The sequence below is a fragment of the Gottschalkiaceae bacterium SANA genome, from assembly GCA_036323355.1.
Taxonomy (GTDB): domain Bacteria; phylum Bacillota; class Clostridia; order Tissierellales; family GPF-1; genus GPF-1.
In genome coordinates this window covers 1,449,117-1,469,225 of record AP028876.1, presented here as the reverse complement: position 1 = coordinate 1,469,225, position 20,109 = coordinate 1,449,117, and the positions used below count along the sequence as shown (strand labels likewise).

Annotated in this window: 17 protein-coding genes; 5 read left to right on the top strand and 12 right to left on the bottom strand. The window is 44.2% G+C overall.

Features of this window, described 5'->3' with window-relative positions; translation table 11 throughout:
* Window positions 1–14: 14 nt before the first annotated feature.
* On the bottom strand, window positions 15–1,904 hold the full coding sequence (uvrC, locus tag AC25CA_RS06895; RefSeq protein WP_486816321.1) for an excinuclease ABC subunit UvrC: 1,890 nt from the start codon (window positions 1,902–1,904) through the stop codon (window positions 15–17).
* 59 nt (window positions 1,905–1,963) lie between these two features.
* Between uvrC and AC25CA_RS06890 the strand changes: the two genes are divergently transcribed.
* Window positions 1,964–2,650: a hypothetical protein gene (locus tag AC25CA_RS06890; protein ID WP_486816320.1), complete on the top strand. Its 687-nt coding sequence runs from the start codon at window positions 1,964–1,966 to the stop codon at window positions 2,648–2,650.
* Here the strand turns inward: AC25CA_RS06890 and AC25CA_RS06885 are convergent.
* Complete coding sequence (locus tag AC25CA_RS06885) at window positions 2,610–3,056, bottom strand: threonine/serine exporter family protein (RefSeq protein WP_486816319.1); 447 nt, start codon at window positions 3,054–3,056, stop codon at window positions 2,610–2,612. The two genes, AC25CA_RS06890 and AC25CA_RS06885, sit on opposite strands and share 41 nt — an antisense overlap.
* A gap of 1 nt (window position 3,057) precedes the next feature.
* Window positions 3,058–3,837, bottom strand: coding sequence for a threonine/serine exporter family protein (locus AC25CA_RS06880; RefSeq protein WP_486816318.1), 780 nt, complete (start codon window positions 3,835–3,837; stop codon window positions 3,058–3,060).
* 68 nt (window positions 3,838–3,905) lie between these two features.
* On the opposite strand from AC25CA_RS06880, the gene AC25CA_RS06875 reads away from it, so the two are divergent.
* Window positions 3,906–4,628, top strand: a complete 723-nt coding sequence (locus AC25CA_RS06875; protein WP_486816317.1) for a glycerophosphodiester phosphodiesterase family protein — start codon at window positions 3,906–3,908, stop codon at window positions 4,626–4,628.
* A 90-nt stretch (window positions 4,629–4,718) separates the two neighbouring features.
* On the opposite strand, the gene AC25CA_RS06870 is transcribed toward AC25CA_RS06875, so the two are convergent.
* The 3 genes from AC25CA_RS06870 to uvrB all read right to left on the bottom strand — a co-directional run bounded on the left by AC25CA_RS06870 (window position 4,719) and on the right by uvrB (window position 10,035).
* Window positions 4,719–5,144, bottom strand: a complete 426-nt coding sequence (locus AC25CA_RS06870) for a hypothetical protein (RefSeq protein WP_486816316.1) — start codon at window positions 5,142–5,144, stop codon at window positions 4,719–4,721.
* 86 nt (window positions 5,145–5,230) lie between these two features.
* Window positions 5,231–8,059 (bottom strand): excinuclease ABC subunit UvrA, encoded by a 2,829-nt coding sequence (gene uvrA / locus AC25CA_RS06865; RefSeq protein WP_486816315.1) that lies wholly within the window; start codon window positions 8,057–8,059, stop codon window positions 5,231–5,233.
* The gene (gene uvrB, locus AC25CA_RS06860; RefSeq protein ID WP_486816314.1) at window positions 8,056–10,035 is read right to left on the bottom strand and encodes an excinuclease ABC subunit UvrB; all 1,980 of its coding nucleotides are present in this window, start codon (window positions 10,033–10,035) and stop codon (window positions 8,056–8,058) included. The genes uvrA and uvrB overlap by 4 nt, the downstream gene beginning before the upstream one ends.
* A 129-nt stretch (window positions 10,036–10,164) precedes the next feature.
* Here uvrB and AC25CA_RS06855 point away from each other — a divergent pair, with 129 nt between their 5' ends.
* From AC25CA_RS06855 to AC25CA_RS06845, 3 genes are all read left to right on the top strand, one after another.
* Window positions 10,165–11,133, top strand: coding sequence for a biotin--[acetyl-CoA-carboxylase] ligase (locus tag AC25CA_RS06855; protein ID WP_486816313.1), 969 nt, complete (start codon window positions 10,165–10,167; stop codon window positions 11,131–11,133).
* Window positions 11,134–11,280: 147 nt separating this feature from the next.
* Window positions 11,281–12,168, top strand: a complete 888-nt coding sequence (locus AC25CA_RS06850; protein WP_486816312.1) for a CPBP family intramembrane glutamic endopeptidase — start codon at window positions 11,281–11,283, stop codon at window positions 12,166–12,168.
* A 444-nt stretch (window positions 12,169–12,612) separates the two neighbouring features.
* Entirely contained in the window at window positions 12,613–13,869 is a 1,257-nt protein-coding gene (locus AC25CA_RS06845; protein WP_486816311.1) for a dicarboxylate/amino acid:cation symporter, read from the top strand.
* A 38-nt stretch (window positions 13,870–13,907) separates the two neighbouring features.
* On the opposite strand, the gene AC25CA_RS06840 is transcribed toward AC25CA_RS06845, so the two are convergent.
* The 6 genes from AC25CA_RS06840 to AC25CA_RS06815 all read right to left on the bottom strand — a co-directional run bounded on the left by AC25CA_RS06840 (window position 13,908) and on the right by AC25CA_RS06815 (window position 20,045).
* Window positions 13,908–15,122 carry a S41 family peptidase gene (locus AC25CA_RS06840; protein ID WP_486816310.1) on the bottom strand — a complete coding sequence of 405 codons (1,215 nt, stop codon included), beginning with the start codon at window positions 15,120–15,122 and terminating at the stop codon, window positions 13,908–13,910.
* A 15-nt stretch (window positions 15,123–15,137) separates the two neighbouring features.
* On the bottom strand, window positions 15,138–16,268 hold the full coding sequence (locus AC25CA_RS06835) for a murein hydrolase activator EnvC family protein (RefSeq protein ID WP_486816309.1): 1,131 nt from the start codon (window positions 16,266–16,268) through the stop codon (window positions 15,138–15,140).
* Between the two features lie 7 nt (window positions 16,269–16,275).
* Entirely contained in the window at window positions 16,276–17,184 is a 909-nt protein-coding gene (gene ftsX / locus AC25CA_RS06830) for a permease-like cell division protein FtsX (protein WP_486816308.1), read from the bottom strand.
* Window positions 17,171–17,860, bottom strand: coding sequence for a cell division ATP-binding protein FtsE (gene ftsE / locus AC25CA_RS06825; RefSeq protein WP_486816598.1), 690 nt, complete (start codon window positions 17,858–17,860; stop codon window positions 17,171–17,173). Before ftsE ends, ftsX begins: the two co-directional genes overlap by 14 nt.
* On the bottom strand, window positions 17,847–18,806 hold the full coding sequence (locus AC25CA_RS06820; protein WP_486816307.1) for a PucR family transcriptional regulator: 960 nt from the start codon (window positions 18,804–18,806) through the stop codon (window positions 17,847–17,849). The genes ftsE and AC25CA_RS06820 overlap by 14 nt, the downstream gene beginning before the upstream one ends.
* A gap of 126 nt (window positions 18,807–18,932) precedes the next feature.
* Entirely contained in the window at window positions 18,933–20,045 is a 1,113-nt protein-coding gene (locus AC25CA_RS06815; RefSeq protein ID WP_486816306.1) for an ABC transporter ATP-binding protein, read from the bottom strand.
* Window positions 20,046–20,109 lie beyond the last annotated feature (64 nt).

Genomic DNA, 20,109 nt, shown 5'->3' with positions numbered 1-20,109 from the left:
CCATGTGTTCACTCCTATTGTATGGGATTTTTCGCTTCTTTGGAAGAGCTTTTCTGCTTAAAATAAGCAGCTACCGCTTCAGCGCTCCGCCTATTCATTTCTGGCACCTCTGCCAAGGCTTCAACATCAGCTTCTGCCATAGCATCAATCGACCCAAACACCCGATATAAGGCATTTCTGCGTTTCTCCCCAATTCCGTTGATTTGATCCAATTCAGATCGCACCATGGTATTTTGCCTTAACTTCCTATGATAGGTGATGGCAAAACGATGTACCTCATCCTGAATCTGCGTAATCAATTGAAAGAGGTGCCGATGGGCTTTCAAATCGATTTCTCTTCCCTCAAAAATCAAAGCACGGGTTCGATGATGGTCATCCTTGACCATCCCGCAAATAGGAAGTTCAAGCCCACATTCATCCAAGACGGTTTGGACGGCAGAAATCTGCCCCTTACCCCCATCTACCAATATTAGATCCGGGAATCGTGCAAATCCCTTTCGGCTGTTGCCATTTTCATTCTGTTCCTTCAAACCCCGCAGGATCCTACGGCGCATCATCTCTCGAAAACTTTCATAGTCATCAGGTCCCTGAATACTTCGTATCTTAAATCTGCGATAATCCTGATTCTTTTTGACCCCATCTTCAAAGACCACCATAGCCCCAACAATCTCTGCATGCTGAAGATTAGAAATATCATATGCCTCCAATCGCTTGGGCTGGATATCCATGCGCAATACTTCCTGAAGATTCGCCATTAGGGCTTTTCCATGGTCGCGGCGATGAAGAACTTCTTTTGCTCGACGATTCACCAAATTCTCGGCATTTTTCTTTGCCAGTCGAACCATTTTTCGTTTTTCTCCCCGTTGCGGTACCATCAGATGCACAGGCCCCTGGCGTACTTGAGAAAGCCAGGTCTCAATCTGCTCAAAGTCAGCAGCAGGCAATTCCATATGAATCTCCCTCGGGATATAAGCTGTACCCGAATAAAACTGTCGGATAAAAGCAGAAAGAATCTCCCCAACGGGCTGACCTTGACCCCCGTCCAAAAGGAAATGGTCGTGTCCTTGGATTTTCCCGTTTCGTAAAAAGAAGACATAAGCAACAGTGTGGGTCTGATTTTGAGCAATCCCCACTACATCTCGATCCTCTCGATTCATTTCCACCATTTTTTGTTTCTCGGTAATCTGCTTAAAGGCTTCTAATAGATCCCGTATCTCTGCAGCCGCTTCATAATTCATCTGCGAAGCCTCGGTCACCATTTTTCCCTTCAGATTTATTTGTAAATCTTTATCCTTACCACTAAGTACCTTGATCGTTCGCTGTACATGCTCATCATAAATTTCTGTTGAAATACCACCTTGGCAAGGACCTAGACAGCGACCCAAATCATAGTTCAAACATGGTCTCTTCAATTTTCTTGTTCCGTCCAAGGCAAGAGAACAGGTACGAAGAGGCACCTGTCTTCTAAGATGTGCCATCACCAAATTGACAGCGTGACCGCTAACAAAGGGGCCAAAGACCTTTCCTTTCATCTTTTCCCGATCCCGAACCTTAACAACCCGCGGATACATTTCATGGGTTGTCACCTGAATATAGGGATACTGCTTGTCATCCCGCAATAATACATTAAACTTGGGTTGATACTTCTTAATTAAGTTGGCTTCAAGTACCAGGGCTTCAATCTCTGAATCCGTTAGTACATAGTCTAAATTGGCAATCTGCTCAGTCAAAGACGCAACCTTAGGAATCTTCCAATTAGAAGGTTGAAAGTATTGTCTTACTCGATTTTTTAAGGAAATCGCCTTGCCGACATAGATCACTGTGCCAGATTTATTTCGCATAATATAAACGCCAGGGCTAGCCGGTAGCCTGTCCAATACTTCTTGTACTTCTTTATTCATCATCTGCCTCTTTTTTTCTTGGATTTTCCTTGATATAATCATCCTATTGAGAGGTGAACAAAATGAAACGAACACAAAGCGCATTCGCGCTGCTCATTGCAATTCTCGCAAGTTTTGGAGCCATTGTTGCTATTTCAAATCCCATCAATGAATGGATCCAATCGCAACCAAATTTGGCGGAATGGATTTCTACGGCTACTTATGCGACCGTACTTCTTGTTTTTTTTACCGTTTACGGGGCTCTCCAAAGCCGCCAAGCCAAAAAACAATTGCAGAAGGAAACGAGCTTACTTCAATTTTCAACACTGCGCTTTCGATTACTCGACAGCCTCGGTGGACTAGGCCTAATTCTTTTGCTTCTGCTTCTACCAGCCTTTCGCTTAGGGAGCCTCCATCTGGCCCGCATTTCTGTCTCTACGATTTGCATCGCAGCATATTTAGTCTTATTGCGAATCAGCAGGAAGAATCTCATCATTTCTTGCACCCGACATCACATCCTAATTTTTGGATTTGATGCACGGATTATGATTCCAGATCCGAATGGACACCTGGCTTATGCGAATCCCACAGGGATTTTACCCTATGATCGCATCCAAGGCTATCGCTTCTCCGACACCCAAGCAACCCTCTACCTACGAAATGAATCTGATCCACCAATTTTAATTCCAGTGGCCGGTGAAACCGCCAAGCAATTAGAGGGAATCTTGGTTATGCACCATATCCCCCGTTGGTATCCCGAAACCGTCTAAGGATCACGCGACTGAAAGATGAAGCCATCAAAATCCCTACTGCGATACCGACTCCAATCATAGCGACATTAGCTGCCTCTGCTGAAGCGGCAGCTGTTTCCCTTTGAATTAAATAGAGTACCGATTGGTAAATTGGATAACCTGGAACAATGGTTACGATGCCGGGGACGACAAATGTCGTTGCCGGCATTTTAAATTGTTTAGCAAAGATTTCTCCTAAGACCCCGATGACCAGTGCGGAAAAAAAAGCAGCAACCGCCAACTCCATGCCACTCTGCTCAAACTGCACATAGATAATCCATCCCACACCACCAATCAAACCGGCAGGAACAATGGCTCGAAATGGCGCTCGAAATATAATTGCAAACCCGACAGTCGCAAAAAATGCATAAATAAATGCCAACATTCTAAAGCCCTCCTCCTACCAAAAGCTGTAGTGCAATCCCAACTCCCAAAGCAATGGCAAAGGCAATCAATATAGCTTCTACCACCCGAGTAATCCCTGAAACTAAATCCCCATTGATCAAATCCCGGAGACCATTGGTAAATGCAACACCAGGTACCAATGGCATCATATTTCCGATAATAACTGGTCCCAAATCACTCATCAGACCCAGTCTTTGCGCGAACACCGCCAGAATAGCCACCAAAAATCCCGAAATTCCATCGGCCATCAAGGTCGTCAATGTTTTTCGTATCATCATTTGACGATTAAATGCAATCAGCATGCCCATTGCAAGTGACACAACAAAACTACGCTCATTTCCACCAGCCAAAAGGGCGAAAAAAGCGGCGCTGACACCCGCTGCCGCAACAACATGCCATTTTTGATAACTGGACTCCTTGGCAATTTCTTTCAAGTTAACCAACATTTCGTCTTCCGTATAATTTCCTCCACAATATTTTCTAACTAAATCATTTAATTCCGTAATCCGCTTTAAGTCGATGCTCCTGGATTTGATTCGCTTTATAAAGCTAAATCCTTCCAGACGATCATCAGACAAAAAGATTCCGGTGGGCACAGCAAAAGGACTGACATGCATCAATCCACGCGCTCGGCACATCCGTTCAATCGTCTCTTCTACACGATAGGTTTCCCCGCCATAACGTAGAGTCAGTTCACCCGCAAAAAGAGCGACTCGCATAATTTTCTTTTTTTCTTGTTCTGTTTTTATAATTGTTGTCATAAATTTATTATACAAAAAAAAACGCTAGGTTTATAATAAAATTATGAAATAATTCCTAGGAGGAAAAAATGAAAGTATTAGCTCATCGCGGCGCATCGGGCGCCTATCCAGAAAACACCCTGCTCGCCTTTGAAAAAGCAATTGAAGAAGGCGCAGACGGGGTCGAATTCGACCTCCATCGCACAAAAGACGGTGTTCTTGTTGTTCATCACGATTTCGATCTTAAACGCACAGCAGGCACCCCCCTTGTTATTAAGGATACCAACTATGCCGAACTGCGTACCCATGATCTAGGCGCCTGGAAGGGCACCTTCCCCAAGCAAGTCCTGCCAAGCTTGGAAGAAGTCCTTGCCGTCTTTCGAGACACCGATCTGATGATAAATATTGAGCTGAAGGCCGGCAGCTGCATGTATCCAGGTATTGAAGCCGAATTGCTCCAGGTCTTAAAACTAGAGGCAAATCCAGCTCGCTTTGTACTTTCTTCCTTTGACCATCCAGCTTTGGTGACTCTACGTGCTTTGGGCTCGCCCTATCCCCTGGGTGTTCTAACAGAAGCCCGTTGGATCGCGCCTTGGGTCTATATTGAAACTCATGATTTTCAAACCTATCACCCAAATTACCTCACCTTAAACAAAGAAACCGTAAAGGAACTTAAAACGCGAAATATCCCCATCTATACCTATACAGTCAATTCCAAACTATCTGCCAAGCATATGATGAAATTAGGTGTAGACGGTATCATTACCAACACCCCGGCCATGCTAAAAAAACAATTGAATATGAAAAGATAAAGGGATGCTTATTGGCACCCCTTTATCTTTTTATCTGTATAATTTTCTCTATCTACCCCGAATTGTTTCTTCAAAAAAAACCGATTCGAATTATTCTTCTACTTTCTCTAAAATTCGAACAGCCCAATCCAAGGAGTAGCTTCCCTGATGCTCCCCTTCCACCTGCAAACGGTACTCACCGCTGGTGACAATGGGAATATTGACCTCCACGAATCCCTCTGGATTACTTTCAGAATAGAGCACCTCACCATTGGGATCAATAAAACTTAGAGTCAAACTTCCAGACTCCGTCTTGATTAAGGCTTTCAAATGGAATTCTGTGCCTTTTACAATCGCAATGGTGCGATATTTAGTCCCTTCAAAGCTATCATAAGACTGTTTCATCTGGCTTCCCATATTGCTGCTGATCGAACCCACAACGGTATACTCTCCACCCTCGTTGCCAATCAAATAATGCATGCCGAAATAGCCTGCTGCCACAACAAGAATAAGAATCATCATTGTTTTGAATCGCATGGGAAAAACCCCCTTTCCTCCACTCTAACAGAGAAGGACGGGGGTTACAAGTTTCCAACGACTTCCTCTATTCCACTTTTTGCAATCTATTTTTTCTCCAAAACCGGTTTCAAATATTGTCCCGTATGAGACTTTTTAGATCGGGCAACTTTTTCTGGGGTACCTGAGGTAAGAATCTTGCCACCGCCTGCGCCACCTTCAGGACCTAGATCAATAATATGGTCTGCCACCTTAATCACATCCAAGTTATGTTCAATAACGACCACGGTATTCCCTGCATCTGCCAATCGATCGAGGACATGAATCAATTTGTCGACATCGGCAATATGCAGACCCGTTGTTGGCTCGTCGAGGATATACAAGGTCTTTCCGGTACTCTTTTTGCTGAGTTCCGAAGCCAATTTAATCCGTTGTGCTTCCCCGCCAGACAACTGTGTGGAAGGCTGACCCAGACGAATATAGCCAAGACCCACATCGTAAAGAGTCTGTAGCTTCCTGCGAATCGTCGGAATCGCGTAGAAAAATTCCAAGGCTTCCTCAACACTCATGGCCAATACATCTGCAATGGTTTTTCCCTTATACAAGACCTCCAAGGTCTCGCGGTTATAGCGCTTGCCCTTGCAGGTTTCGCAGGGCACATAGACATCTGGCAAAAAGTGCATTTCAATCTTGATCACACCATCACCCTTGCAGGCCTCGCAACGTCCACCCTTTACATTAAAACTAAAGCGCCCCTTCTTGTAGCCGCGCTCCCGAGCATCCGGGGTCATGGCAAAAAGGTCACGAATGGAATTAAAGACGCCTGTATAGGTTGCTGGATTCGAGCGAGGCGTTCTCCCGATGGGACTCTGATCGATATCGATGACTTTGTCGATAAAATCCAAGCCCTCAATCTTTTTGTGCTTGCCCGGATGAGCAACGGTGCGATAGAAATGACGAGCTGCACCTTTGTAGAGAATCTCATTGACCAGACTGCTCTTACCAGAACCAGAAACCCCCGTCACACAAGTGAAAGTACCTAAGGGAAATTCAACGTTGATGTTTCTAAGGTTGTTTTCTTGAGCGCCTTCGATACGAATAACTTGACCATTTCCTTTCCGTCTTACTTGGGGAATGGGGATCGACTTGCTACCCAACAAATACTGGCCTGTAATGGACTCATCGCAGGCCATGATATCTTCCATCGTTCCTTGACAGATCACCTCGCCACCATGAATTCCAGCACCGGGACCGATATCGACAATATGATCAGCCTCCCGCATGGTTTCTTCATCATGTTCAACAATAATTAGGGTATTTCCCAGGTTTGTCAAGCCTCGAAGAGCACGCAGAAGTCTGGCGTTATCACGCTGATGGAGACCGATACTTGGCTCATCCAGCACGTAGAGAACCCCAACTAATTGCGAGCCAATCTGGGTCGCCAGCCGAATCCGCTGAGATTCACCCCCAGAAAGAGTAGATGCACTCCGTGACAAGGTCAAATACCCCAGCCCCACATCCTCCAGAAATTGTAACCTCGACTTGATCTCTTTAAAGATCTGACGCGAAATTATCTGCTCTCTTTCACTTAGAGGCAGGCCATCAAAAAAAGCTCTTGACTCTCCAATGGGGAGTTCTGTGGTCTCAATGATATTCATGCCATGAACGGTCACCGCCAAACTAGTGGGATTCAAACGGCGTCCTCCACATGTTTCACAGGGGATCTCCGCCATATATTGATCAATTCGAGTTCTCATATACTCGGAATGGGTTTCCTTGTACCTTCGTTCGAGATTGCTTATCACCCCTTCGAAGGGGGCCGTTCGTTCTCGATCACCGCCAAAATGACTATGGAAGGTAATCGTGATCGCCTTTTTCCCCGTGCCGTAAAGTAGGGCTTTTCGGAAGGCCTTGGGCGCATCCTTAAGAGGGCGATTCATATCGAAGTCATAGGCCTTGGTCAAGGCTCTAAAGATTTCATAATAATAGGTATTCTCTTCCGCACCATTGAACATTTCGACTGCGCCCTCGGCAAGGCTCTTGTTTTCGTCTGGAATTAAAAGTTCCGGATCAATTTTTCGATGGTTGCCCAGACCGTTACAGGTTGGACACATGCCAAAGGGACTATTAAAGGAAAACATCCGCGGCGCCAATTCATCCATAGCGATCCCACAACTATCGCAGGCGTACTTCTCGCTAAAAGTCAGCCTCTCTCCATTGACAACCTCACAGATCGCCATGCCATCCGCCAGATGCAAAGCCGTTTCCAGCGAATCAGTCAATCGCTTGCGGATTCCTTTGCGAATGACCAGACGGTCCACTACCACTTCCAAATTGTGTTTCTTATTCTTGTTGAGGATAATGTCTTCCTCCAACTGCAGTTCTTCCCCGTTGACCATAATTCGTATAAAGCCTTCTTTTTTCAGGGTTTCGAGAGTCTTTTGATGGGTACCTTTTTCACCACGGACGATGGGGGCAAGAATTCTCGCCTTACTGTCCATCGGCTGGGACATCACGGCATCCACCATTTGATCGATATTTTGAGATTCGATGGGTTTACCGCAAATCGGACAATGAGGCTTTCCGATTCGTGCGAACAAAAGCCGCAAATAATCATAGATCTCCGTCACAGTTCCCACCGTGGAGCGAGGGTTTCGATTGGTTGTCTTCTGATCAATAGAGATTGCTGGAGACAAGCCTTCGATCAACTCCACATCTGGCTTTTCCATCTGGCCCAAAAACTGCCGAGCGTAGGAAGACAGGCTTTCCACATAACGACGCTGTCCTTCAGCATAGATTGTATCGAAGGCGAGAGATGACTTGCCTGAACCCGACAAACCCGTCATCACGACCATCTGATTTCTTGGAATCTCCAAATCAATATTCTTTAAATTATTTTCTTTGGCGCCTTTGATGCGTATTCTGTCCTTCATCACTTACTCCTTGATTGCAATTCTTTTTCCAAAATTTTCAGTTCATCGCGAATCTCCGCAGCAACTTCAAATTCCAATCGCTCAGCGGCAGACAACATGGCTTGACGCAAGGCTTCAATTTCACCCAATATTCGCTTGTCGCTGAAGCTGTTGCCACTGGAATTATACGCACCGCCATCTTCCGCTACCTTGGTTGCTTCAATAATGGCACGAACAGATTTTTGAATCGTTTGTGGACTGATCCCATTGGCCTTGTTATGAGATTCCTGAATAACCCGGCGACGCTCCGTCTCATCAATAGCACGCTGCATGGAATTCGTTATGCGATCCGCATACATAATGACACGGCCATTCAAATGGCGGGCGGCACGGCCAATGGTCTGCACCATGGATGTTTCCGACCGCAGAAAACCTTCCTTGTCAGCATCCAATATTACCACCAAAGATACCTCAGGAAGATCCAAGCCCTCCCTCAAAAGATTGATACCCACCAAAACATCGTGAACACCGATCCGCAAATCGCGAATAATCTTCATTCTATCGATGGTCTTTACATCGGAATGCAGGTAGTTGACCTTGATATCCATTTGCTTCAGGTAATCCGTCAGGTCTTCTGACATCCGTTTTGTAAGGGTCGTAATCAATACGCGCTCCTTCAATTTAACTCGCTTCTTAATCTCTGACAGAAGATTGTCGATCTGCCCTTCCGTCGGTCGAACCTCAATAATCGGATCCAAAAGACCGGTTGGACGAATCACTTGTTCAACGATTCGTTCTGAATGACTCAATTCATAGGGACCCGGTGTTGCACTCATATAGACCACTTGATTGATCATGCCCTCAAATTCCGTGAACTGCAAGGGGCGATTGTCCAAAGCGGAAGGCAGACGAAATCCGTAATTGACCAGATTCTCTTTTCTGGAACGGTCTCCCGCATACATCCCCCGCACCTGCGACACGGTCACATGGGACTCATCGATCATCAATAAAAAATCATCTGGAAAATAATCAATCAGGGTGTAGGGGCGCATCCCCGGCTCCAGGCCATTAATATGGCGGGAGTAGTTCTCGATCCCGTTGCAATAGCCCATCTCCCTCATCATTTCAATATCATAGCGGGTACGCTGCTCCAATCGCTGCGCCTCCACTAGTTTTGTCTCACGAGTCAATACTTCCAGTCGCGCTTCCAACTCTGCTTGAATGTTGACGATCGCCTTCTCAATCTTCTCGGGTGTGGTGGCGTAATGGGAAGCCGGGAAAATCGAAATATGATTTCTCACGCCCAAAAGCTCCCCCGTTAATACATCTACTTCCACAATCCGTTCGATCTCATCCCCGAAAAATTCCACGCGAATGGCCCTCTCCGAACTATCTGCCGGAAAGACTTCCAATGAATCGCCACGCACCCGGAAGGTGCCACGCACAAAATTGATGTCGTTACGAGCAAATTGAATATCAATTAACTTTCTAATTACTTCATCTCGGTCACGAACCATGCCTGGACGCAGAGAAACCACCAGATTTTCATAATCGATGGGACTGCCCAATCCATAGATACAGGAAACCGAAGCGACAATAATCACATCACGCCGCTCAAAGAGGGCAGCTGTCGCCGAATGACGCAATTTATCGATCTCTTCATTAATCGATGCGTCTTTTTCTATAAAGGTATCCGAAGATACAACATAAGCCTCCGGTTGATAATAATCGTAGTAGCTAACGAAGTATTCGACTGCATTGTCAGGAAAAAATTCCTTAAACTCCGCCGTCAATTGTGCTGCCAGGGTTTTATTGTGTGCAATAACCAGGGTTGGCCGTTGCACATTTTGAATGATATTCGCCATGGTAAAAGTCTTGCCGGACCCTGTTACGCCCAAAAGGGTCTGATGCTTCTTTCCCTCTAAGAGCCCGTCCGTAAGTCGTTCGATCGCTGCTGGCTGATCTCCCCTTGGAACATAATTCGATTGTAATTTAAACATGGGATCGCCTCCTTGTTTTTAAGAACGTCTGTTCTGATTATATCATAAAACCTACCCTATGCAAGACTTGCTTTGACGCTTACCCTCATACCCAGAGATCTGGTATAATAAACGCAAGGAGGCGAAGAGATGAAATCAAAAATACTCGAATACTTGCAAGATACTGAATCCGATTATCTCTCCGGTCAAGCCATGAGCGAAACGCTTGGCGTTAGTCGAGCTGCCATATGGAAAGTGATTCACCAATTGCGGGAAGAAGGATATGAAATTGAAGCAGTCCCCAGGAAGGGATACCGCCTGATTCATCAGCCGGACCGTCTTTCACCTGATTGTTTGGCACCTTATCTACTGCCAGAGAATTCCATTCAACCCTTGATTCACTTTGACAGTATATCATCCACCAATGACTACGCAAAGTCCATTGCCCTAGAGTCAGAAGAGGGAACCATTGTCATCGCAGACGAGCAAACCAAAGGACGGGGGCGTAGAGGCCGAAACTGGCATTCTCCTGCCAATCAAAATATTTATCTTAGCATGATTCTCAAGCCTGATCTTCCCATCCACCGGGTTCCCATGTTTACGCAATTGGCTGCGGCGGCTGTCTGGGAGGCGCTTTCACCTGAATTGCCGGGACTCTCCATCAAATGGCCCAACGACCTGCTCTATGAAGGCCGAAAGATTTGCGGAATATTAACGGAGATGAGCGGTGAAATGCACGCCCTCCACTATCTGGTAATCGGCATCGGAATCAACGTCAATACCACCCAAGAAAATTTCCCCGATGAATTGCAATCCATCGCAAGTTCTCTACGCATTGAAACAGGTGCAAAGTTATCTCGTCAACAACTGGCCGCTCATGTGATTGAACGTCTCACACATTACTACAAGCATGTCATCAAGACTGGTTCCTTCGAAACAGTTTTGGATATCTGTCGCGATCACTCCAGTCTTTTGGGGGAAAGAATCAACATTCATAACCGAGATTCTGTAGAACCTGCACGCGCCATTCAAATTGATTCCGATGGCCGTTTGGTCGTTGAAACAAGTTCTGGCATGCAAGTCCTATCTTCCGGCGAAGTCAGCATTCGAAAAGTGTAAATCTAGATAAATTTCATGGAGCCATTCCCACTATTTTTGGCTATGGCTTTTTTTGATGCACAAACAAACTTTCAACACCAAGCGTGAACTACAGTAAACAAACAATTGCAATATTAATGACCTCTTGATAGATAAGGAGTTATACATATGTACAATGAAGTCATCATTCATCTAATTACCTATTCTTCGATCATTCTTTTTTCCTTTTCATTATTGCCTTGGGTGATTTATATAGGCACAACAAAAGGAAAAATTTCATTTTTACAATGGCTGAAACGAAATCAAATTTCGCCGATCGAAGGCATTTTTTCAATTGTCTGCTTGCTTACCATCATGTGCTTTAATGCAATTCACATGATCATTCCATTAATTATTACATTTTACACCATCCATACATCCAGACATCTATGGATAAATAAGCCTACCGTGATTAAACATAAAACAGACTTTCTACCCGCGTTCATTGTTATTTTTCTTGCTTACATTGGCATTCATATTAGCTATTTATCCTTTGGTGTTTGGGAAACTGCAAATGTAATTAACGAATATCGATTGCTCCAATTCCCAATTATTCTGACCGTTTCATTCGGGTATTTGTTCAAAATTCGGTTCAGAGATTTCAATTGGTCCTTATCCTATAAAAATCTACTTGCCGTTTTCATCATTTTTGTTCTTGTAAAACTATCCTACGTTGTAGTTTTTGATTTCGATACCTTGCAAGGACTATCCGTCAGTTATTTTTCACGTAACTTTCTTCAACAAATTTACTATCCAAGTTTTGTGGAAGAAGTCATTTTTCGAGGATTCTTATTGGGTGGCTTACTTTCAATTGGTATACGACAAGACAAGGCAAACATCATGCAATCAATTGTGTTTGGGCTTGTTCATATCTTAAGACCGGTTCCTATCACCATAATCATGGTTTGTTCCACAAGCATGCAAATATACTTGGGCTACTTGATCGGCAAGGTCTATCTGTCAACGAAATCGCTTACTCCCTGTATTATCTTGCACGCTCTCATCGATACGATTTAGTGTTACAATCTACGTATAACAATTTTGTCCGCATGTGGCATACATCGGATTCGTTTGGGATGAAGACACCAGCAGGCATATCCACAATTCAATGGAACCACCAGCCTTATTTGGACAAATTTCTATGGGCATCGACTACTAGAAACAGATCTGCCCAACACCATCAAACTTCAAATGTAATCAATATTCAGAAAGTGAAAAGAGAACCTCGAATCCCCAAATAATGGGATTTAAGGTTCTTTTTTCAATACAAACAATAATAAAGTTTTTCCTTATTCGTGAAATTTCTTGCAAGAAAATCTCCTTTCGTTTCATCTTTGTCACAAACTTATTATATATTGTCATATGTTTGTGAAATTTTCTTTACATCTTTTTGTATTTTGATATACTAGCATAGTGTCTTCTATTCAAAGACATAAATATATTAGGAAAGGAACATATTCGATGAAGAAAAGTTTTTTCGGCAGTCTTGGCACCTGGATCATTCTAGCCATGATTGCAGGTATCATTGCTGGAGGTGTCATGCAAGACGATGCAAGCATGCTCGCTCCAATCGGCGTACTATTTGTCAGCCTCATCAAAATGGTTGTCATCCCTCTGGTATTTTTCTCAATTATTAATGGCGCCGCAGCAATTGGAAACTCAAGTTCCGCTGGAAAAGTAGGAGCGACCACCTTCGCCTTTTACTTAGGAACAACGGCCTTCGCAGTCATTTTCGCTTTAATCCTGGGTCAAATTTTCGAACCAGGTGTTGCAGAAGGATTGGATAGTTTTCAAACCATGTTCTCCGATGAATACGCGACTCGCGGTTCCGTCCCCGGATTTTGGGACACCTTGATCGGTATTGTACCAACGAATCCTTTCGATTCACTGGTGCAGGGAAACATTTTACAAATTCTATTCTTTAGTCTATTCTTTGGCTTTGGCATCAACTCGCTAAAGGACTCGCAAAAAGAACCTTTGCTAAACATAATCGGCGGCATTACAGATGCCCTTGTCTACGTGATTCTTAAGGTCATGATTATTGCACCGATTGGTGTATTCGCTTTGATGGCAGATGCAGTCGGCACCTTTGGATGGGGTGTATTGCTCAGTGTCAGCAAATTATTAATCCTTTACACGGTCGCATTATTGATTCACACCTTTGGCTTCTATGGTCTGTTGATTAAACTATTTACAAAGACGCCAGTACGAGAATTCTTTGGTAAATTCGGCAAGGTGCAGGCTTTTGCGCTTTCCACTGCATCATCCATGGCAACGGTTCCCCTGAATGAAGAAACTTGCCAGAAAGATCTTGGGGTATCAAAAACAACAAGTTCTTTCGTCATTCCTTTGGGCGCAACCATCAACATGGATGGAAATGCCATCTACTATGCTTTGGCAGCCACATTCTTTGCCCAATGGTTCGGTATCGAATTGGGAATCCCTGAGTTTATTGCAATTATATTGACCGCGACCATTGGTTCCATCGGACAAGCCGGTGTCCCCGGACCATCCTTATTGGTTGTTGCCGTCTTATTGGCCGCCAATATTCCAGTTGTCGGTTTGCCGATTCTATTTGGTGTTGACCGCCTCTTCGATATGATGCGAACCGCAGTCAACGTCACAGGCGACGCGACTTGCGCCCTAATTGTCGATCAATTAGTGACTGTTGACGATCCCAATAGCGACACAAAACCGGATATGAAACAAACCGTTTAAACCTAAAAAACTGGATTGCCAAAGGCAATCCAGTTTTTTTATTTACTTAATTGACGTATCGCTTCAGTCAACTGTGGATCGCCTTCCCGTTCCTTGGGATCAATGCGTCCAAAGTCTTCCGGCGTCTCAACTTCAACATCTGGTGCAATGCCGATACCATGAATATTTCGATTATTTGGTGTGAAATATTCCGCTATGGTTAAAGTGATGCCAGATCCATCATTCAATGGAACAATCTCTTGCACAATCCCCTTGCCAAAACTCTGCTCACCAATTACCAGTGCCTTGCCCGTATCCTGGCAAGCGCCCATCAGCACCTCGGATGCGCTGGCGCTTCCGCCATTGGAAAGAAAAGCAAAAGGCAAATCAACTTTACGGATATCTGAGTAGAATTCCTCAACTTCACCTGCTTTAGTCTTGGTATAGGTGATCATCTGCTCACCCAAAAGGAAGTCCGCAATCTCAACGGCCGAATCCAACAATCCACCTGGATTGTAGCGAAGGTCAATCAGAATTGATGTGGCACCCGCCACCTTCAACTCCGCATATGCGTCCTTGAAATCAGAGGCAGTTTGATCCATAAATTGAAAAATTCGAATATACCCGACTCCCTCTTCTAATAGTTCGGAAGAAACGGTCTGCTCATTAATCTCCGCCCGAACCAAGGTTAAGTCAAAGATCTCACGTCCACCATCCTCTGCCATACGAAGAATCGTAATGGTCACTTCAGTTCCTAGATCACCACGCATTTCTTTAACCGCGTCATTTAAGGTTTCCCCGGTAAAATCCGTTCCATTAACACGAATGATTTTGTCACCGGGTTGAATGCCCGCTTCGTATCCAGGCGTGCCTTCAATGGGTGAAACTACCGTAATCAAGTTGTCGTCAGCAGGCACTACATAGACACCAATCCCATAAAAACTGCCAATTTGATCCTCAACATACTGCTGGAACTCTTCCGGCGTATAGTAATGAGAATAAGGATCGTCCAGTCCTGCAACCATACCCTTGATCTCATATTCTTTCAGACGTTCGTTATCCGTTTCATATAAAAATTCTTCATGAACAAAATTCTCCATATACTTCAGCTTGGAGAATGCCGCTAATTCTTCCTGAACCAGATTCCATTCAGTCTCATCCACAAGTTTCTTTCCATCTACTGCTAAACCTTGCTGATACACAAAGCCAATGGAAGCCAATCCACTGATCGCCATCAGGAACAGAACCCCTACAATTTTTCCAATTCGTCTCATGTCATCCCCCTGCCGTTATTTTTTCAGATAATCCAATGGGTTCTGGTATTCGCCATTAATCCGATATTCAAAATGCAAATGTGGTCCCGTTGAGTATCCCGTACTGCCAGAATAAGAAATTACCTGACCCCGCTTTACAGTTTGCCCCGCTGAAACCAATAATTTTTTATTATGTGCATAGAGCGTAGAAATTCCGCCCCCATGATCAATCACCACATAATTGCCGTAGGCTACATTATACTTTGCGATTAATACAACACCCGCATTGGCAGCAACAATTTTGCTACCGGAAGGCACACGCAAATCAATTCCAGTATGCAGTTTCCAACGCTTTAAAACTGGATGGAATCTTTGCCCGAATTTAGAAGTGACATAGTAGTATCCTGGTGATGGCCATGCCAACTCGCCACCAACATAGTCTCTCTCCATTTGCAGACGTTTGATCTCGTCGCCAACCGCTTTTTCTTGAGCTTCCATCTCAGCTACCGCTTTTTTCAATTCTGCATATTGGTCCTGAAGCGTATCATAAATACTCTTCTTTTCAGTCGAAGCAACAAGCAATTCACTTTTTGCATCTACCACGGTTTGCATCTTGGTGCGCATTTCCTGTTCCGACAATTCCAATTCGTACTTTTGATGACGGATCAAGATTTTCGTATTATTTAAATCCTCTAAAAGTCTTTGATCATTTTCTGCAATATAGGACACCATGTCCAAACGCACAGCCAATTCACTGATGCTTTGTGCTGTTAGCATCAATTCCATATAATCCATATCGCTGTTCATATACATGGCGCGAAGACGCTTGTTAAAAAGTTCCATATATCTGGCGTATTCATATTCTGATTCAGATAAATCAGTCTTTTTATACTCGATCTGCGTCATCAGTCCGCGAATACGTGTTTCCAATTCATCTATTTCTCCTTGACGCGCTTGAATCTTTCTATCCAAGCTACGAATTTCATTCAAGTTTTGAGAAATATCCTCCTTCACACCCTGTTGCTGATCACGAATATCGTTTAACTCATCATGTAAGTCATCTTTCTTGCCTTCCAAATCATTGATTTGATCATCATAATTATTGCTCGCAAATGCTAATGAGGACACACAAGTTAGAATCAAGAGAAAAGCTATCCATTTTTTCATGGCACACCTACGCTTTCTTGCGACCCAGTTGTTTTTTCACAGCAGACAAGCTTCCTAAGGCACCAATTCCAATGCCCAAGGTACCAAATAAAACAATGATATCCTGTAAGATTCCTTCCAAAGGAATCAAATAGGACACGATAAAAGAAATTCCTGCTTGTTCCATTAGTTCTGCTATATTCATATATCCCAGAAGCAAAACGCCAAAGGCAATTCCCGCACCCACAATACCCAGGATGATTCCTTCCACAACGAAGGGACCCCGGATAAAACCATTGGTTGCCCCAACCGATTTCATAATAAAGATCTCATCCTTCCGTCCTTCAACAGCCAATTTAATGGTGTTGGAAATAATAAAGACAGAAACTAAAATCAGAGCCAAAATCAGCCCTACACTAAAGGTGCGCAGTCCATCTGTCATTTCAATCAATCGATTGATCATGTCCTGATTGTAGTTTCGAATTTTTTCGATTCCACCCAAACCGGACAGACGCACCAAGGCGCTCTTGGCATAATAAATACTGTTCAATTGAATTATATAGGAATTGGGCAAGGGATTGGTATCCAGGTTTTCCAAGAGCTCTGCCTGGTCCCCCCAATTGGCTTTCATCTCTGCCAAAGCATCATCCTTACTGATAAACTGCAAGGACAACACTTCTGGATACGCCTCAATGGTTTCTCCCATGGCGACCACATCCGTATATCCCAAATCATCGCTTAAATAAATTTGAATTTGATCAAAATTTTCCCGCGTTTTTTCTACCACTGCATTGACATTCAACACAATTAACAGGGCGACACCCAAAATCAATAAAGCAACAGAAACCGAACCAACCGACGCAACACTCATGGCTTTATGGCGCCAAGCACTGACAAAACCTTCCTTAATTTGACGAAAACCACTAGATCGCCTCATGGCCTTCCCCCCTTCTGCGAATATCGCTTACCAATTCGCCTTCGGACAACCTAACCACACGGAATCGATAACGATCCACGATGGTATGGTCATGGGTTGACATAATAATGGTCGTTCCCTTGTTGCAGATATGAATAAAGTACTCCATCAATTCAATGGACGTTGTTGGATCAAGGTTTCCCGTTGGCTCATCGGCAATCAACAATTTTGGATTATTGACCAAGGCGCGAGCGATGGAAACGCGTTGCTGTTCACCCCCGGATAATTCATGGGGATAGCGGGTAGACTTTCGACTCAGGTTCACCAAGGATAGAATCGCCGGCACCTGCCGTTGAATTTCCTTGCGACTGGCTCCCACAACCTCCATGCCAAAGGCCACATTTTCATAGACAGTCTTGTGGTTCAACAACTTGAAATCTTGGTAGACAATGCCAATATGACGTTTGTGATAGGGGGTTCTTCGATTGCTCAACTGCGTGATTTCGCACCCGTCAAAGTAGATGCGTCCACTAGTTGGATTCGACTCTTTCAATAAAAGATTAATCATCGTCGATTTTCCAGCACCACTCTCTCCTACCAAAAAGACGAATTCGCCGCGACCCACTTCTAAACTCAAGTTTTTCAATGCGCCCACTTCATTTTTATAGATCTTTGACACATTATCAAATCGTATCATCTCTGTCACTCTTCCCCCTCTGTCTCTGCTGCTCCAGTTCCCAGGTTTCGCGGGCGATTTGGAATCGCAGTGCCTCTTCATAGACACGCAGATCCAGCCCGGTTTTTTTTCGTATGCGTTCCAATCGATACTGCAAGGTATTTCGATGAATAAACAAGGCTTTCGCCGTTTGACTGCCATGCAGATCATGGGCCCAAAAAGAAGCAGCTGTATGCCATTCCTCTTCGTCCAGCTTTTCCAGATGAAAAGCTGCGGAACGGATGCGAAGAATCTCCCTCGCCTCCGGAGTTAGACGATGAATCAGCACGGAAAGTTCCGCGGTTTCATCAGTCATCCAACGACGTTCTCTTGGATCATTTTTCAAGAGTTGCATCAAGTCTATCGCGTCCCGATAAGAGACCAAAATCCGATCTGCCTCAACAGGCAAACCAATGGTCACAATTACGCGCATCATCCACTCTGCTTCTGCTGTTCCCTGACGGTCACGAATCCATTGTGCCCAGTCTTCTCGATTCAACAAAACAATAAATTCCTGTCCTCTTCCAACAGAAACAACGCCTTCATCTTCCAGCAGGTCGTTCAAGGCGTCTCGGTGCCATTGATCCAAGCTGGATTGAAAGTGAAAACAGGCAACCCGATACTCAGCCTCACCCGCAATTCCCCATTCCTCCAGCCATTGCTGCTGTTTTGAAGAACCGGCTTCTCCACGTAGAATCGACCACAGGGGATGATGTGTGCCTGTTCCTTCATTCTTCAATGCGGATTCCAAACCCCAACGCACCAATCGAATTTCGCGTGCCGTCAAATCAGTTACAGCCTTAACAACAATCTCTCTACCACTTTCATAAAAAGAATCAATCCAGATTCCTTCTACATCCGCTCCCAATCGGAGGGGAATTCCACTCTCTTCTTCCCAAGCTTTAATTTTTTCTTTTATTCTAGACAAGCCCGCCCCCGCCTTTCCTTGCACTCCCTCTTATTTTAACAGAAAGACTCCTCCTTTTCTATTACAGACATATGAAAAAGCAGCGAGGATTCATCCTCGCTGCTTTTTCAGAATAAAAGGGGAAGTTTAACGGATTGTTTCTTCCGTTTCACTATCAAATAGGTGAATTCGATTGCGGTCCATGGCTAATTTTATCTTATCGCCAACCTTGACTTGGTTGCGAGAATCAATGGTTGCGATACATCGCGTATTGTTGAATGTTAGATAAAGATGCGTTTCATTACCCATCATCTCTGTAACCTCAACCTCTGCTTCAAAAGCAGTTTCCGGTGAGCTTTCCATAAAGACGCGCTCATTGTATAGATCATCTGGACGAATCCCCATTTGCAAGGTCTTGCCAAAGTATCCTCGTTCTTTCAAGAGCAATGCTTTTCCTTTTGGATAGGCAATGGCCGTTCCATCTGCAAAGATCAATTGACAATCTTCCACATCACCGCTTACCGTTACATCAAAAAGATTCATCTGCGGACTACCAATAAATCCGGCCACAAACATATTGTCTGGTTCATGGAATACATCGTGAGGCGTACCCACTTGCTGAACAATACCGTCTTTCATAATAACGATACGATCGCCCATGGTCATTGCTTCCGTCTGGTCATGGGTAACATAGACAAAAGTAGTTTGTAATCTCTGATGCAATTTCGAAATCTCGGTACGAGTTTGCACACGCAATTTTGCATCCAGATTGGAAAGGGGCTCATCCATCAAAAACACCTTCGGATTCCTTACAATCGCACGACCCAAGGCAACACGCTGTCTCTGGCCTCCAGAAAGGGCTTTCGGTTTACGATCCAAAAGATCCTCTAAACCAAGGATCGCTCCCGCTTGTCTTACTTTATCGTCAATTTCCGACTTGGGCAATTTTCTCAATTTCAAGCCAAAAGCCATATTTTCATATACTGTCATATGTGGATACAAAGCATAGTTTTGAAATACCATGGCAATATCGCGGTCTTTAGGAGCCACATCATTTACAAATTTATCACCAATATACATTTCTCCACCTGAAATTTCTTCCAAGCCAGCAATCATTCGCAAAGTCGTTGTCTTTCCACAACCTGACGGGCCTACAAAAACAATAAATTCCTTGTCCTTAATCTCTAAGTTAAAGTCTTTTACAGCATGAACGCCACCTGGATACACCTTTTGAATATGTTTCAATGATAAATTCGCCATAAAAATAATACCCTCCTGTTTTTTAGCTACTCTTAGTGTAGCGAAACAAGAGGATATTATCTAT